Origin of the sequence: Paenibacillus aquistagni, assembly GCF_900177815.1 — a bacterium.
In the GTDB taxonomy this organism is placed as follows: Bacteria; Bacillota; Bacilli; order Paenibacillales; family Paenibacillaceae; genus Paenibacillus_B; species Paenibacillus_B aquistagni.
Window position 1 is genome coordinate 258,490 of the sequence record NZ_FXAZ01000004.1, and the last position, 16,835, is coordinate 275,324.

The following is a 16,835-nucleotide window of genomic DNA, read 5'->3' on the forward strand; positions in this document are numbered from 1 at the left end:
GCGCATACAAAAATCCCCTTAATCCACATGTGTACCACGTGAATAAGGGGATGGTGAAGTCTATAATCGTCTGCGCTTGTAGAACACGATGACAAGGCAGGCGAGACCAAGAACAAGTGCGGAAGCTAATGCAGTGATTGCTGTTGCTGCACTGCCTTGCGGAGCAGCAGTACCCCCGAATCCGCCTGGCCCTGCACCGCCTCGCCCCATTCCATTAGGACGTTCCATGCCATTGCCTCCGTCTGGAAGGGTGCCCATGCCGCCGCCAAATCCATCCGGGGGCGCTTCCATGCCGCCGCCGGCTCCATCGGGCGGTGCAGCGCCGTTGTTGGCAGGCGGAGCTTCTCCTTGCGTATTCCCTTCGTCTGGCATTTGCTCTGTACCGTTGCCATTAGCGATATTGCCTTGTGTCCCTTCTTCTGTCTGAGCTGCATTTGCTGGACGTTCTGCTGCTGGCAGCTGCCCGGCTTCATTCACCGTGGAGGCGGTTGTTACCCCGTCCTCAGCCTGCTCTTTAGAAGGCTGTGCCATAGCCGGGCGCTCGCCACCGCCTCGACCGCTCATTCCACTTCCTGAACCGTCACCGGATGATGCGGCAGTGCCATCTAGCTGATCCTGAATGCTCTTGATGGTCGTGGCATTCGTCTTTTTAAGCGATGTCAATCCTTCTTTGTACTGTTCATACGTATAGAAGGCCGTCGTGTCTTGTTCGACATCGCTTGCAATGAGTGCATCAAGCGCATCGATTCGCGCTGAGAAGTTGGCTTCAGCAAGGTACCCTTGGATCGCTTCTTGAATGATCTCGTGGTAGCGCGCCTTGTATTCTTCATTGGCGAGCAGCTTCGCGATCATCGGCCGATCAGCTAGCTGGCCTTGAGTGGGCTCATCAATCATGACGCTAGAGCCGCCAAAGCCGCCGAAGGCCATGTTGTAATCCCATGGGAGCATGTTGAACAGCCCGTGATTCTCATACAAATAGTAGTTGTGCTTATTCTGGCCCAGATAGCTGTCCATATTGGTTGCTACCACATTAAGGGCGATGTATTTCAGAACTTCATCGACATCAATATAGGATTCCAGATCCGAGTCATGATTTAATTCATTAAGCATGCGGATCAATATATCATCATTGGAAGTTGCACTCTTTAGATCCAAGCCCGTATACAGCCGGGCATTATCTCCAAGCCATGTAAGCTCACTGCCGCTGCCGCCATTAGCCTTGTAGAAGGCTCCGCTGGTATTCTGGAAGTTGCGATTCAAGTAGGCTGTGCCAAACTGCTCGATGGCCAGATAGAGCCCCTTTAGCTCATTATTGACATAGAGTCGAACATAGGAATACTTGGGTGTAGGCAAGCCCATCTTTTCAGCCAGTTCATAGGAGAGGAACTCTCTCATATACGTCGGATCGCTATAGTTGTTGTTCAGATTGATCTTGGTAACGCCATGCAGATTCTGGCTGCCAATGTACTCATCAAATGCAATCTTGAAGCTGTAGCGATCGGAGTCGCTGTTCACTACACTGCGCAGGCTCAAATTGCCCTTCGTTCGAATAGCAACATTATCAATGGTCGTACCGTTGTATTCAACGGAAGCCGGCTTGTATTCCTCTTGCGAGGCATTGTCCAGCATATCTTGGAAATCATCGCTGCTCATCGTTACTTTGACATCAATGATCTTATCCTGTGGAAAGACCTCTTCATCCAGCCTTCGTTCCTCGCTTGTCTTCACAGCAGAGCTTCCGGCCGCACCGAGTGAGGCATCTGCACTCTCCAGCTGAATTGGGTGTTGCGTCATGCAGCCTGTAGAGACAATAGCAAGCAGAAGAAGTCCGGCAGTGAGCAAGAGCGAGGTGATCTTTGCTTTCATAGGGCATCCTCCTCTTTTTATGATACGTAGTCTCCGCTGTAGCTGATTAATACGGCATTGCGAACGCCTCGAAGCATGGATACCGCATTAACCACTTTTCCTTCCTCATCCTTCAATCGTACTTCCAGTGTCATCTCGATATTGCCAGGGGTGACGCTTTTTTGCTTGACGTTATACCGCTTGACAAGAGTTCCCATGTGCTGATGCACGTCGCGTTCGCTTTCATTGTCCTCGCAGTTGACGACCAATAAGTAAGGTATCTCAAACGAAGAACGCTTGATGAGAAAGAACAGAATCAATCCAACAATGACTGAGCCTAGAATGGCAAGCGTGTAGAAGCCTGCACCGACGACAATGCCTGCAGCAGCAGACCAGAATAAGAAGATGAGATCTGTTGGGTCCTTGATCGGTGTGCGGAAGCGAACGATGGACAATGCCCCGACCATGCCGAGCGACAGCACGAGATTCGAATTGACGGCAAGAATGATCATGGCGGTAATCATGCTCATGCCGATTAGAGAAACGTTAAAGCTCTTTGAGTACAGCACGCCGCTAAATACGCGCTTGTAGAGCAAATAAATGAAGAAGCCAATAATGAAGGCCATGCCCATCGTAATGAGAATCTTAGACAGGCTAATATCCGAAACAAAGTTGTTAATAAAGGAATTTTTGAGAATATCAGAAAAATTAGTTGATGACGTCGAAGTTGTATTGGTCGTATCCATCGTTTAATAATCCTCCCATGTGTTCGTTTTCAAGTATTTGCGGCAAATCACATACTTTGAAGCGGATTGCCGGTTCAAGCCTTCGAGCTGGAGTGCTGCTTGAATGTAAGCGGGCAAGTATTGATCGTATTTGACCTCAAGAATGATGAGGTTGTGATCCAGCGCCCGAATAGTTCTAAGATTAGGGTCAAACAAATTCACGCTGTTAAGACCTGTTCGAAGCTCCTTATCGAAGGTGATGCGGACATTGCCGTTTTCGCATATAAATGGTTCTCTAACATAATCTACAATTACTTTCGGACGCAGCAGGCGCTGCGTTATCTCCTGATGAATCTCCCTGAGAAGCGGTCGGTTGGAATGTCGGAGCGCCTCATAATGACCGGCCATGATCTGATCATGCATGTCACGCGTCAATGGCTCCTTTACCTTAGCAATATAATCCTTGAACTTGATTTTCTTTTCAAAATGAATGACCTGATCCTGCTTGTTGTAAATGCGAATCCGGAATTTGGCCCGATCTCTTATTCCGCCGAGCTTCTCATGCAGCGCTGTGTTATCTATGTCATCAAAGTACAGGCTTCGAATATGATACTCGCCAGTCGGTCCAACATGCTTGTCCTGCGCAATGAGATGCTTGAGCCGCTTTTGAATCGTAAGGTATTGGTGCGGGCTTACGAAATATTTCAGTTCATTGCGATACGTTAAGGATGGCTGCATTGCTTCAACACCTCATTTCTATTCAGAATGGTTACTGCCTGATGTAAAGATAGTGTAAATGCGATACCTGAGCCTTCGATTAGTAGAAACTGATGGGGAACTGAGCGTTAACTGAATATTTGCTGAAAATGAAAACGAAGCCTCCGAGGCTGTGCTATACTGTGGGCACTTTAAATCAATGAAAACGGAATAAAACAGAGCAGCCTGTGCTGAGCACATGGCTTCAAGCGGACAAATGGAAGGAATGGACTCATCTCCGCATGAAAGGGGAGAACGATCATGAAATTCAGAAGCAGGCGCTGGGGAACAGATGTCATGCTGGTGCTTGTGGCATGTCTTGCACTTGTTGGGGGACTTGTGGGCATGCAGTGGCTGCGTGAGGATGCGTCAAGACAACCCAAGTCGATCGTCACAACTTGGACAGAGGATCCGAAGACGAGTCGCGCCTTTACGTGGTACACCGTCTCGCCTGATACAGGCACGGTCATAGAGCTTATAGAGGAGGATACTGGCACGCTGGGCGCGACAGATTCCAGCATGATAACGATAAAGGGATCGCGACAGACGATAGATACAGGCAATCAAGGCATGCAAGCGGTGCATCGTGTGACTGTAACGGACTTGAAGCCGGGAACCACCTATCATTATCGCGTTGGCAGCGGTCAGGAGGGGGAGTGGAGCCAGTCTCTCCAATTCACAACGGAGGCCTTAGACAGTGAGGAGAAGGCATTGACCTTCCTGCATGTTGCAGATTCTCAAGGGAAGACGGAAGCTGATTTCAAGCTTTGGGGCAACACGCTTATTCAAGCACTAAACACGTTTCCAGTTACGCAATTTATTATCCATGGGGGTGATCTGACCGAGAACCCTGAAGATCAGCTAGCATGGGATTCGTTTTTCATAGAGGCTCCGATGCTGTCCCGGATTCCTCTTTTTCCGGTAACTGGCAATCATGATGAGATTGATGGGGAGGCCAAGCGTTACTTATCCCATTTTCAGCTGCCAGACAATGGGGCTCAGGGCTCTATCCCGGGAACGACGTATTCCTTCGACTATGGTCCGGTGCATGTGGTTGTGATGAATACGGAGTCAAATCGCAAGCAGCAGACCGAATGGCTGAGACAAGACCTCAAGAACAATACAAAAGAATGGACGATTGTGGCCATGCATAGAGGAGCCTACGGGGGCAACGCCTATCAAAAGGTTCAGGATTGGGTGGAGGTGTTTGATGAATTCAAGGTCGATCTGGTGCTGCAAGGACACAACCATGAGTATTCCAGATCTTATCCGCTGCGCGGCGGTAAAGTTGTGGGTGATGAGGACAATGTTGTGAAGCAGCGGGAAGGAACCGTCTATATCGTCCCAAATGCAGCGGGGCAAAAATTCAACGAGAAGAAGGAGGACCAATTGTATCATCAGGTCCACTTTCAAAATAATAAGCAGATGTTTGTCGGCATGACCATTGCCGAGAGTCAACTGGTATACCAAGCCTACACAGTCGATGGCGAGCTTGTGGACGAGGTGACATTGATTCATTAACATAACGAAAACGAAAAAGATAGGGCTGATCGAACCGTATCTCTTGATATCTTTCTCACACTAGCATTGTGTGGTTGTGCTTAAGAGAGTACGTTGGAGTCAGCCTTTTTTACTACAATGCCATTAATAAGTTTGGTCTTAGCCGTATCCAGCAGACTATTTGACGACATAACCTGTCTCTAGACACGGTTGCTCAGCGTTGAATAGCCTCGATAGAGGGATTCACATGACGAGCATACAGGCAGCAGGTTTATGCTCGTCTAGTTGGTTGACTGGGAAAGTTCGAGCAGCCATGCTTTTAGATCGACAATGCGAAGCGGGACAGACAGCTTCTGGGTGCCCGCTACAATAATCGGCACATTAGACTCGATCGCATGAAGCGACCCATGTGCGCCTCCCCCAGGATGCGTAGGCGAATGCTCATCAGCGAGCTCATAGCCAGGCTTGGCTGTGACGATCAGATATTCGCTGGTATGGGAGCGAAGCGCGGCATACAAGCGCTTTAGACCATCGGGATAACGATATGAGGTCAGCATATGATGGTCAGCATCTGTCTGCAGGTCCATGACCTCAAGATCTCCTTCGATTGTCCATGCTTGCTGATAAGCATCCTGCCAAGGACCGCCCTGCTTGAATTGCAGCTTGCGACCAGTTCCTGCCTGCAGCACATGCACGCTGTCCCCATCTTTCCAAGCCAGCTGATCGATTCTAGCATCGGAGGCGAGTTCAGCTGCTAATTGGCTTAATGCGGGACCTTGAGCGAAGCGATAGACATAAGCCATCGTCTCGTTGGAAGCTATGGCGATCTCGGTGGACGAATCGGGGGCCTGTCCTGGCGGAAGGCGCTTATAGGCAGCCAGATGCTTATCAAGCTCAATCTTGGCGTCATTCGAACGCTCCCGCACTTCGCTGACGCCGCTGTCGCCTATGATCACGATGACTGCTTGCTTCAATGCCTCATCGACAGAGCCGAAGCCCTGCTGCATGAGAGAGCCAAGCTGCTGATCCAGCTTGAGGGCAGCTTCGTCATCAGCAGGCCCATGCTTATGCAGCTGCTGATCGGCATCAGGCAGGTAGACATAAAGAAAGTCGGGGAGCATCCGATTATGAGCGAGATGCGAAGTCAGCTCTATGCCATATTCATTATTCAATCCGAAGCGATTCGTTGGCCCGACGGGAAGCTTAAGCTTGTCCTCAAGCGGATTGGAGAAGGCCCCGAAGGCAAACAGATCTGGCCCTTTAATTGTCGCTGTCTCCGGCAAGTTCAAGGGCTTCTCCAGCCATGCTGGAAAGGCTAAGCGGTGCTGCACAGGCCCGCGGTACAAGAGTCCATTGATGGAGCCTGAGCTTTTTCCCTTGCGGTGAAGGTCTTCATAGATCGTCGAGACCTGTTTGCTCAAGTGCTCTTCGTTAAGATGCAGCATGCCATCCTCGATCACCCGTTTAGCCCCCTGATGCAGGCTCTCTGAAGGACCTGTCCCATAATTAATCAGCCGCTTCGCCTGATCGGAATACCAGATTAGCCCGGGGACCTTGTGACGATCAGGATAAGTGCCTGTGATTAGAGAGCTGTCGATGGTAACAGACATGGTCGGGAAGGAGCTAATCACGTTTCTTTCATAACGACCTCTTTCAATCAGGGCTTGGATCGTAGGGAGCTGATGCTTGGATAGTCCCCGATCAATCGCTTCTGACAAGAGCGAATCCGCGACGATCAGAATGATCTTTTTGGCAGCATTGGGAGCAGAAGGGGAGGTCTGTTCAGCTTTTATGCGAAGCAGGTCCTGATGTTTAACGGTATTTGCTTGTCCGCAGCTTACAACCAAGCTCATGCAAATGGTTAATAGGCTTCCCTTGATGAGGAGGGGCATTAAGGTTCGCATGATGGCAGCGGAGCGGTCAAGCTTATGTCTTAGTGTGCGTGAATGATAGCTATTCATGAATGGCTCTCCTAGTCTTGGAATGATGTGTCATTCTTTACTATGAGAAAAAGGGGGGCAAATTATCCCGTTCACAATTCCTCATAGAGAAAGGGGCTTCAGTCTCAGTAAGACAGGAGCCCCTCATGATTCGAGATAAGGTCGAATTCCATCTCCCCACTGCAAGGCCACCGTGGGGATATGAGCGAGTCCGGCTGAAACATACGGAAGATGAGCTTCCGCAAGCTTGCTGCAGGTCAGACTCATCGCCAGATGCAAGAAAGGCGTGATGGCTGGAGCAGCTTCCATAAAGGAGCGGAGCGAATGAATGGCCTCGTGGTATTCCTGTGAATAGTAAGCTTTTGCTGCTAGAAATAGCGATTGAAGGACTGGGTTGGGGTGAAGTCGTGCCGCCTGTTCAAAATGCCCGCTCGCCAAGGTGCAGGGGTGCTCATGTATAGCGTGGTGCAAGGGAGTATGGTATCTTTTTGCTTCCAAGGACTCCTCTGCCACCTTGTTTGGATCTTCCACATGGTTCGTGTGCACAGCCAGAGAGGCACGCTCGATGATCGTGGCGGAGAGCCAGTGCGTCCGCCAGCTGCCAGTTCCAGCTGTCGTGGTATAGAGATGGCTTACATCCCCGCAGCGCAGCGCTTGTTGGAGATATGCATAGCTCTCCTGCCAGCGGCCTTGGCTGCTCAGCAGGGAGGCCGTCAGCTCCAATAGATCAGGAAAATCCGGATAAGCGGCAGCGCCTTCTTCTGCAAGAGCGAGCGCTTCATCGAAGGAGCCGATGCGCTGCAGGGCGTAGATGGTTTTGAGCCATACGTCGGAGGTGTAGCCAGGCTTTGACTTTTGCGCACGAAGTGCCTCAAGTGCTCTTCTTAGCCATGGAGCCGCATCCTTCCATCGTCCGAGTTGAAAATATTCCGTACCGTAAGCGTACCACCACAGCGGCTCATAAGGCTCATCTTGCATTTGAAGCAGCAGCAATTGGCGATTGCGCTCCTGTTTATTTTTTTGCTGAATCGTATTGTCCGTGTAGCCGTCGTGCCAGATCATGAGATTGCTCCATGCTAGAGAGCCTTCAGCGCTGGCTTCAATGGAAGGGGCAATATCTTCGTGAATGCGTCCTCGGTATTGATGCTGAGAGGCTCTTCGAAACAACCGGCAGCTCATATCCACTGCCATAATGCTCCGCTGCTGCAAGGGCTCAGACAAAGGCTCCTCCGTATGAGCGAGCTTAACATAGTATCCATTGATGCTGGTTTGATTGATGAGAGGAGCAACCGTATCCGTCGTCCATGTATGTGGATCCAATACTTCATCCGCATCAATCATTAGGATCCATGGCTCATGTGCCTGTCGAATCGCTTCATTTCTGGCCGCGGCAAAATCATTCGACCATGGATAGTGAAAGACTTTTGCTCCATACGCGCGGGCGATGTAAGGCGTGTGATCGGTTGAACCTGTATCTATGACGATCATTTCTTGTACAAGAGATACAGCAGCCTGCAGGCAGCGGGGCAGGAAGTCCGCTTCATCCTTAACGATCATGCATAAGGAGATGGGCAGTGGAAGGGGATGATCGCTGGATGCGGCATCTGCCTGGTGGACAAGCGGGCGATAAGGCTTCATTGGATTCTCCCCCTTGCTTCCGCTAATGTCAGCGCCATTGCTCCTATGGGGCAAATTAATCGTATCGCGATGGCGAGTTCCTGCGATCGATCATGTGCCTGAAGCCGTGCTAATGCGCCATCTGCAAGCCTCAGGCATTGAAGGCTGGACTCTAGAGCAGTCAGCTCCGGGCTGTGCCCGCTCTTGCTTGGCGGTTCTTCTGCCTGAGGCATAGGGGAAGACTGCGCTTCTTCAGGATGAGCATCAAGCGGCTGCATGAGCTCTAGCGTGTATTGGAGCAGCCGCTGCTTTTCCTGTGACTGCAGCAGCAGCCAGCTCTCGCTTGGTCTTGCTGCTCCGCTGCTGTTAACAGCGGACTGAGATGAAGAAGTGGATGGACGGTGTATCGTCAGGGCTTCTTGCCCCTGAAGGTAGGGTTCACGTGGAGTCCAGTCTGCGGCTGTCGAATAATGCTGCAGCAGCCGCTGAAGCCGATGAACGGCCAGCCAAGTGGACACGGGGCAATGAGCGTCCTTAAGTGCCAGCTCCAGTTCTTCTTCAGCCTCTCTCCACCGTCTCTCTTCAAGCGCCCATGAAGCCAGCTTGGCATGCGATCGATACGTAGCGAGTCCAGATTCCGTATGATAATGGTTCGGAGGAGGGCCTAGTTCAATCGCTCGTTTGAGAGAGGCGACTGCTGCCTTGCGCTGTCCTAATGCTTCTTCATAATGGGCCATCGCGAAGTATAGATCAGAATAATCGGGGTAAAAGCGAAGACCGCTTCGGCAGGAGGCTAATGCTTCCTCATAGCGACCAATAGCGGCCAGCGCCATGGCTTCATACTTGATCATCAGATGTGCAAAGGTTGCTGAGGAGGGGGTGATGGCCTTTGCTTCAATAAGCAAACTCAGGGCCTCTTCAATGCTGCCCAGCCTGAGCTTCTCCACTGCCAAATTAAACAAATGAAACGGCTCTCGCCCCTCAGTCTCAAGCGTATGCTCTAAAAGCGCAATGTTGCGCTGTATCTTGTTCTTATTCATTACGATATGCGACTGATAGCCGAGATGGCGGATTCGACAACGGCTTATGCCAAAGACGGCCTCCGGTCTCTCTCGCAAGATAACAGGCGCGATCTGCTCATGTATGGCTCCTTCGAAGCGATAGGCTTCACGGTTGCGGAACAATCGTAGGAGCGGGTTGATGCTGATTGGAACGGCATCCTCATCATCGGACAAGAAGTGCTCCACCTGAAGAAACCAGCCCTCATATTCATGAGAGCCATCCAGCAAGGAACGCAGCAGAACCGTATCCTCCTTGGTTAGCCGCTCATCGGCATCAATGGATAGAATCCAATCCCCCGTAGCCAGCTTAAGGGCTTCATTTCTCGCATCGCCAAAGTGCTGCTTCCATTCGATAACTTCAACGTGGGCGCCATATTGTTTGGCTATATCGATGGTTGCATCTGTTGAGCCTGTATCCATGACAATGATCTCATCTGATACCTCGCAGATGCTGTCCAAGCACGCAGGAAGCAGCTCTGCTTCATTTTTCACGATCATGCAGGTGCTTAAGCGAGGTTTGTTGGACAATGCGGATATTCCTCCTTTGCAATGGCGTATAAACGGTTTGCCATGGCATGCGGCTGACCTGCTGAATGGACGTATGAAGGGATTGAAGCTGATCTTGCCATTCCTGCCTTTCTGGACTCAAGCGAATCGCTTCTCGCAGATGGCTTTGAGACTGCTTCAGATAGGCTAAAGCAAGCATGCGATCTCTTCTTGCTTCCATATCCATGTGTGTAGTGTTCGTCTCTTGAAGCTTCCGCGAGCCTTCAAGCAGATCGCAAGCCTCTCGATGCTGGCCGGCCTCAAGGAGCATCTCACCGATAAGCACGGCACCTTCTGCATCAAGGCGCTGCTCCGTCATGACTTGGAGCAGGATGTGTACGGCCGAATAGCGATCCCCTGCCTGGAACAATGCTTTAGCGCAGCGTATATCCCAAGGAGCAGGGTAGTTAACCCATTGGCGCAAGGATGCGAGATGCCCTTGCTGGCCAAGCCGCTGCACCCATTCCATAAGCAGCTTCTCAGCATGAACTGAATAGGTAATATCCGCATGAGGCTTAGATGCATCATGAGTTGAAGCTTCTGTTTGAGGAGCATTTTGGGAAGAATCAAGGGCATGGTCTGCTTTGTACGTGTTAGGTAATGAGGAACTTTGAGGCTCCTTCGATTGGGAAGCCAACTCTTCGCTGTTCTTAAGACCGTCAGCGTGCTGATCGTTTAAGGTATTTGTGCTGGCATTTGGCATCAGGCTGACCGTCTCGACTTGCAAATGCTGCTCTTGGAGCTGTTTTGCTTCCTCTAGTTGATCTGCATAATGGCAAAGTACGTGATAAGCCTCAATCGTATGTTCATCCCAATAAGCTTGATCCGCCACAGTCAGAATTCGCTGGCTGTATGCTTGCCATGCGCATAGCGCCTGCAGATGAGTCAAGGCGGTACGCTCCTCTTCGTACAGCTTGGTATGTCGGAGCAGATGACGAATGAGCTCATGCGCTTCGATGTAGCGCCCCATCTGGAACCACGCTTGGATTAATCCATTCATCGCATGGGGGGCGTGCAGATGCTGTGAACAGATGCGTGCGAGAGCACTGACAAAGCCAGCCTGCTCATATGCGCGAATTAATGGCGCAGCTTCAGGAAACGTGAGCGTGCCCCATGTTTTTTCAATATGCTGAGTAATGTCTTCTTCTTGTACGCCTAATTCATCAAATGAAGCGATTAGACCGAGCAGGGCAGCCTCACAGCTTGGCTGCTGCTCTAGTACTTGATTGTAATAACGAGAAGCTTCCTCGTAGCGCTCCAAGCGGTAGGCAGTGTCCCCTAAGTATAAAAACGCGGTCGCATGGTCAGCCCCAGACTCTGTAACATATCGATCATTATGCGACTCTGTAGCCTTCGTAAAAGCAGCAAGGGCATCTTCCAATAGGCCTTGTTCGCTGAGACATTGCCCGTGAAGGAGATGGAGCTCTGCGTAGTCGGGGTAATGCTCCAAGACCTCTTTGATCCATTCCTCCGCCTTATGCGGCTTTTTGCGTGCAAGAAATACTTTTGCCGCATCCCGATATAAGGTTGCGCGGTAAGCGGCTTCCTTCGGCACATATTGACGGGAGAGCTCGAACCATTGCAGTGCCAACTCCAGTTGATTGCTTTGTACTGCGGTAACGCCTAGCCCATAAAGGACAAAGGGGTCTTTTGGGGATTCTGCGAGAGCTAATGTCAGCAGCTGTTGATTGCGCTCAAGCTTCTTTTTGCTGGCGATGATAGAAGGAAGAACGCCTTGATGCTCAAGATGAATTGGGCTGTCCGCTAATGCATTTGTACCCGATGCGTGGATGATCGATGGGCCGATGTCTTCATGAATGACCCCTTCATAGCGATAGCTTGGTTTGTTGCGGAACAACCGTACGGCACGGTGTTGAACGTAGTGATCCCTATGCTCGCTTAACCGATTCTTGATCAGAACGGAGTATCCGCAGATGTCTGTGTTCTGGAGAATGGCCCGAATGTCAGTTATAGGAGTGAGCAGCCGCTCGTCGGCATCAAGCACTAAGATCCACTCTGCATTCATCGATAGCAACGCTTCATTTCTCGCCTTGGCAAAATGATGATCCCATTTTAAGGTCACTACCGTAGCTCCGAGATCTCTGGCCAGCTGTGGCGTGCCGTCTGTTGAACCCGTATCCGCGACAATAATTTCATCTGCGCCGGCGGCGCTTGCGATACAGCTGCCAATCAGGCTTGCTTCATCACAGGCTAGAATAAGGACCCCTATACGCTCACTTGCAGCGGGGCGCTGAAGATACATAAGGTCACCTCTCTTGGATTTGGAAAATACCCCGGGATGCCTCAGGGATGCATATACATCCATGGTCATTGGACATAGAAAAAGCACATGATGGTCATGTGCTTATAAAGGATGCTGTTGTAGTCTATGCCCTATTTATCCATTATGTGCCTTGGGCATTGAAAATGACGCTGATTGTTGCAGGTGCTGCCAGAAGTGTTGAGCGATACGAGAGTCTCGTATACTTCAGGAAGCGTGCAGGAACGACGACATCCGTCTGGCCTGCGGCAATAGTGGAGCCGTTCGTATCCACATAATAGTTGGTTCCATCTGCGCTCACTTCAACTCGTGTGGTGATGGAGCCGCCTAGCTGATTGTATACAAAGAACGAGTAGACCCCAAGCATGCTCGTTGTAACAGCAGGAAGCGGTGTGAAGGATGTGGAGTCAGCCTGCACATTGGCTGTTGTCTGCTCTACGAAGCTCTTCTGCGAGATCGAGGTGACGCTGGCTAGTGTGCCTCCTGTAATCGTAGCTCCAAGAATGCTGGAGATGGTGCCATCAAGGATGTTAGTGATGGTCCCCGCGGAAGAGAGCGACCCCGCTGTAATCGTAGCGCCAAGAATGCTGGAGATGGTGCCATCTAAGATATTGGTGATGGTCCCCGCGGAAGAGAGCGACCCCGCTGTAATCGTAGCGCCAAGCACGCTGGAGATGGTGCCATCAAGGATGTTAGTGATGGTCCCCGCGGAAGAGAGCGACCCTGCCGTGATTGTGGCGCCAAGCACGCTGGAGATGGTGCCATCAAGGATATTGGTGATGGTTCCCGCGGAAGAGAGCGACCCCGCTGTAATCGTAGCGCCAAGCACGCTGGAGATGGTGCCATCAAGGATGTTAGTGATGGTCCCCGCGGAAGAGAGCGACCCTGCTGTGATCGTAGCGCCAAGCACGCTAGATATGGTGCCATCCAAGATATTAGTAATGGTTCCCGCGGAAGAGAGCGATCCCGCTGTGATGGTAGCGCCAAGCACGCTAGAGATGGTGCCATCTAAGATATTGGTGATGGTCCCCGCGGAAGAGAGCGACCCTGCCGTGATTGTGGCGCCGAGCACGCTGGAGATGGTGCCATCTAAGATATTGGTGATGGTTCCCGCGGAAGAGAGTGACCCTGCCGTGATCGTAGCCCCAAGCACACTAGATATGGTGCCATCAAGGATATTGGTGATGGTTCCCGCGGAAGAGAGCGACCCTGCCGTGATTGTGGCGCCAAGCACGCTAGAGATGGTGCCATCTAAGATATTGGTGATGGTTCCCGCGGAAGAGAGCGACCCTGCCGTGATCGTAGCGCCAAGCACGCTGGAGATGGTGCCATCCAAGATATTAGTGATGGTCCCCGCGGAAGATAGCGACCCTGCTGTGATCGTAGCGCCGAGCACGCTGGTGATCGTTCCATCCAAGATATTAGTAATGGTCGCACCGAGAACATTAGAGATGGTGCCATCTAAGATATTGGTGATGGTTCCCGCGGAAGATAGCGACCCCGCCGTGATGGTAGCGCCGAGCACGCTAGAGATCGTCCCATCAAGGATATTAGTGATAGTTCCAGCAGAAGAGAGCGATCCTGCCGTAATCGTAGCGCCAAGTACGCTAGAGATGGTGCCATCAAGGATATTGGTGATGGTCCCCGCGGAGGAAAGTGACCCCGCTGTGATGGTAGCGCCAAGCACGCTAGAGATGGTGCCATCAAGGATATTGGTGATGGTCCCCGCGGAAGAGAGTGACCCTGCCGTGATCGTAGCCCCAAGCACGCTAGAGATGGTTCCATCCAAGATATTGGTGATGGTCCCTGCGGAGGAAAGTGACCCCGCTGTGATTGTAGCGCCGAGCACACTAGATATGGTGCCATCAAGGATATTGGTGATGGTCCCCGCAGAAGAGAGTGACCCCGCTGTGATTGTAGCGCCGAGCACGCTGGAGATGGTTCCATCCAAGATATTGGTGATGGTACCAGCAGAGGAAAGTGACCCCGCTGTGATCGTAGCTCCAAGCACACTAGATATGGTGCCATCCAAGATATTGGTGACCGTTCCAGCTGAGGTTAAGGTTCCTGCGGTGAGTGTTACCCCTTGAATATTAATGTTGTCAATGGTTCCGCCGACAATGACCGTTTGCAGGTTGCCGCTGGAATCAGTTTGCAGTCCTGTTGGATTGCCAAGACTGTCCTGCCCGAATATTAATGTCCGCAAATTGTTAGGGTCAGTTTGAAACACATTATAGTTTGGCAATTTATCGATCCCCCTTTGCAGTTCCTATGGATTGACATTGATAATAGATGTCGGCTGTCGTTGCACCTTCAGGAATAATGCGAATCCGAGTCCACTTTAGAAAGCGATTAGGCACTATAACTGCTGTCTCGCCAGCATGAATGCGTTCTGTTGCATCCCTTACGTAGTCCTTGCCGTTAGGGCTGATCTCAAGCACTGCCAGCATATCATTGGCGCCCCGATTGATGACGGCATAGGTGTACACTGTAGCTTTGGATGTATCCTGGGCCGGCATGACTCGTTCCCCGCGCAGGCTGATTTCTGTAAACTGCTGCTCATCGAACAGTGTCTCTGTCTTGGAGATGACTTTGATATGGTTTACACAGCTGCATTCTGGCGGAGGAGGCGGCGGGCAGTGCGGCACGCAGCTGCAAGCGTGGCGATGCTCATGCTGGGATCTCATATAAGATTTAGAAGGTGCTCTAGGCCGACAGCATTTTTTCTTTGCTCTGTGTTCGGTGTATGGCTTATGATGTTTACAATGAACCCGCCTGTTCTTTTTGGCTGAGGAGCTCCGCTTGATCGTTTGCTCATGTGAAGCATGCTTGGAGCCACACAGCTTCGGCTTGTGACGAGCAGACAGCTTTTTCAGCATATGAATGGGCACGATCCCAATGCAAATGTACTGTTTGCGACCACGACGGTTAAAAGCCCAAACCTTCAAGGTCCCGACAGCAGAACGTTTTTTGGATGATGCATTAGCAAAGCGAGATGGCTTGGCTTTTTTGACGCTCGCTATTTTCGATAAGCGGTGACTGCGTTTGTTCGACTTTTTCGGTTTGGATACCATGATGAAGAGCTTGTTCGCTGTTGAGGAGCGAGAAGGCTGTTTCGACGAAGCGGTTCTGAAAGAATAGTTGGAATGGTTTGCTTGTTGCGTGAATGCAGCAGTCTTTGCTCGTTGCATGGCATAAGCTTGCTTATCCGATCCCATAGGCCTTGTCGAGCGATCTTTGGAATGGCCGCGGGAAGAAGCAGATCGTTTTTTTTTCACATCATCACCCCGCCTTTCCTTACCGGAATTCGTTAACATTAGAATATGTAAGGGATGAGGGAAGTGCTTGAGATGGTCGCCTATTTGCAAATTGAAATGATGGAAAAAATGCTGGAATCTAGAGGAGGATGAAGAAAATATGCCCCATTTATTGTTTAGAGGGTTGGAAGCGGAGAAGCTGCAGCAGATTAGCCGCCCATTGGTGGACGAGCTTGCCAAAGTATGCTCCTGCGGTAGAGACAATTTCACATTGGAATGCTTGAATACGACAGGGGTATGGGAAGGTGAGCAGGTTCCGTCCTTTCCATTTGTGGAGGTATCCTGGTTCGAGCGGGGAGATGAAGTTCGCGATCGCTTTGCTGAAGCCGTTGACCGTCTTGTAAAGACACTTGGCGTACCGGAGTTTGAGATTGCATTTCGGACCTATGAGGAGAAGGCGTATTATATTGATGGCGTACGCTTCGATCGTTATAAAGGCTAGCGAGCTAAAAAAGAACCCTCAATGACCATGCCGTCAACGAGGGTTCTTACTGTAATGACATCGTATTTTTGATGAAGAGGTGGCTTCTTTGTTTGCAGCATTCATGGCTTTATTCTTGCTCTGGGTTTGATATTGCCGCTTGGCGCTCAGAACGTGTTCGTATTTAACCAAGGGGCGTCACAGCCTAAGCTCAAAAGAGCGCTGCCGGTTGTGCTCACAGCGTCTCTAAGCGACACATTGCTCATCCTACTGGCGGTTCTTGGTGTATCGGTGCTGGTGTTTACCGTTCCCGTGCTCAAAACGGCGATCTTTGCAGTTGGCATTGTGTTTCTGTTGTATATGGGATGGTCCATCTGGAAGAGTGATCCTGCTAACATGAATAAGCAGCAGGCCGCCATGCCGATCAAGAAGCAGGTGCTGTTTGCTCTATCGGTGTCCTTGCTTAATCCGCATGCGATATTGGATACAATCGGCGTGATTGGGACAAGCTCTCTTAGCTATCATGGTGCGGAAAAAGCGATGTTTACAGCAGCTTGCATCATCACTTCCTGGCTGTGGTTCTTAGGACTTGCAATCACCGGCAAAGCTGTCGGGAGCCTGGATCATGAAGGCAGATTGCTTCGCTGGGTCAACAAATGCTCGGCAATGATGATATGGGGAGTTACGGTATACCTCGTGGTTCAGCTCATTCAAGCTCTCTAGCAGCTGTGAAAAAAGACCTCAAGCTCCAGGCTTTGAGGTCTTAGTCGGCTCAATGTTATGATGAACAATAATCATAAGGATGTTCACGTTCATGGAGGTGCGG

General features: G+C 50.8%; 12 protein-coding genes. 3 read left to right on the forward strand and 9 right to left on the reverse strand.

The annotated features are described in order from the left end of the window. Positions 1–60 precede the first annotated feature (60 nt). The 3 genes from B9Y93_RS15180 to B9Y93_RS15190 are packed head-to-tail and all read right to left on the reverse strand — an operon-like array spanning position 61 to position 3,308. The gene (locus B9Y93_RS15180) at positions 61–1,866 is read right to left on the reverse strand and encodes a CotH kinase family protein (protein WP_085495542.1); all 1,806 of its coding nucleotides are present in this window, start codon (positions 1,864–1,866) and stop codon (positions 61–63) included. A gap of 17 nt (positions 1,867–1,883) precedes the next feature. After that, on the reverse strand, positions 1,884–2,591 hold the full coding sequence (locus tag B9Y93_RS15185) for a DUF4956 domain-containing protein (protein ID WP_085495544.1): 708 nt from the start codon (positions 2,589–2,591) through the stop codon (positions 1,884–1,886). 3 nt (positions 2,592–2,594) lie between these two features. Continuing rightward, positions 2,595–3,308 carry a polyphosphate polymerase domain-containing protein gene (locus B9Y93_RS15190; protein ID WP_085495547.1) on the reverse strand — a complete coding sequence of 238 codons (714 nt, stop codon included), beginning with the start codon at positions 3,306–3,308 and terminating at the stop codon, positions 2,595–2,597. 279 nt (positions 3,309–3,587) lie between these two features. Here B9Y93_RS15190 and B9Y93_RS15195 point away from each other — a divergent pair, with 279 nt between their 5' ends. Beyond that, positions 3,588–4,847: a purple acid phosphatase family protein gene (locus B9Y93_RS15195; RefSeq protein ID WP_085495549.1), complete on the forward strand. Its 1,260-nt coding sequence runs from the start codon at positions 3,588–3,590 to the stop codon at positions 4,845–4,847. A 260-nt stretch (positions 4,848–5,107) separates the two neighbouring features. Here B9Y93_RS15195 and B9Y93_RS15200 read toward each other — a convergent pair whose 3' ends face one another. The 6 genes from B9Y93_RS15200 to B9Y93_RS15230 all read right to left on the reverse strand — a co-directional run bounded on the left by B9Y93_RS15200 (position 5,108) and on the right by B9Y93_RS15230 (position 15,549). After that, entirely contained in the window at positions 5,108–6,787 is a 1,680-nt protein-coding gene (locus B9Y93_RS15200) for an alkaline phosphatase family protein (RefSeq protein ID WP_085495551.1), read from the reverse strand. Between the two features lie 123 nt (positions 6,788–6,910). Then, a complete protein-coding gene (locus B9Y93_RS15205) occupies positions 6,911–8,404 on the reverse strand; it encodes a glycosyltransferase family 2 protein (protein ID WP_085495553.1) in 1,494 nt (497 codons plus the stop codon). Beyond that, on the reverse strand, positions 8,401–9,972 hold the full coding sequence (locus B9Y93_RS15210) for a glycosyltransferase (RefSeq protein ID WP_085495554.1): 1,572 nt from the start codon (positions 9,970–9,972) through the stop codon (positions 8,401–8,403). Before B9Y93_RS15210 ends, B9Y93_RS15205 begins: the two co-directional genes overlap by 4 nt. Then, positions 9,926–12,253: a tetratricopeptide repeat protein gene (locus B9Y93_RS15215; protein ID WP_176228942.1), complete on the reverse strand. Its 2,328-nt coding sequence runs from the start codon at positions 12,251–12,253 to the stop codon at positions 9,926–9,928. The genes B9Y93_RS15210 and B9Y93_RS15215 overlap by 47 nt, the downstream gene beginning before the upstream one ends. Positions 12,254–12,395: 142 nt before the next feature. Then, on the reverse strand, positions 12,396–14,516 hold the full coding sequence (locus tag B9Y93_RS24900; protein ID WP_244903426.1) for a beta strand repeat-containing protein: 2,121 nt from the start codon (positions 14,514–14,516) through the stop codon (positions 12,396–12,398). Between the two features lies 1 nt (position 14,517). Then, on the reverse strand, positions 14,518–15,549 hold the full coding sequence (locus B9Y93_RS15230; protein ID WP_085495558.1) for a DUF6385 domain-containing protein: 1,032 nt from the start codon (positions 15,547–15,549) through the stop codon (positions 14,518–14,520). Between the two features lie 139 nt (positions 15,550–15,688). On the opposite strand from B9Y93_RS15230, the gene B9Y93_RS15235 reads away from it, so the two are divergent. Together B9Y93_RS15235 and B9Y93_RS15240 are read left to right on the forward strand one after the other, a co-directional pair. Then, positions 15,689–16,030 carry a DUF1904 family protein gene (locus B9Y93_RS15235; protein WP_085495560.1) on the forward strand — a complete coding sequence of 114 codons (342 nt, stop codon included), beginning with the start codon at positions 15,689–15,691 and terminating at the stop codon, positions 16,028–16,030. A gap of 99 nt (positions 16,031–16,129) precedes the next feature. Beyond that, entirely contained in the window at positions 16,130–16,732 is a 603-nt protein-coding gene (locus B9Y93_RS15240; RefSeq protein ID WP_085495563.1) for a LysE/ArgO family amino acid transporter, read from the forward strand. The last annotated feature ends 103 nt before the right edge of the window (positions 16,733–16,835 follow it).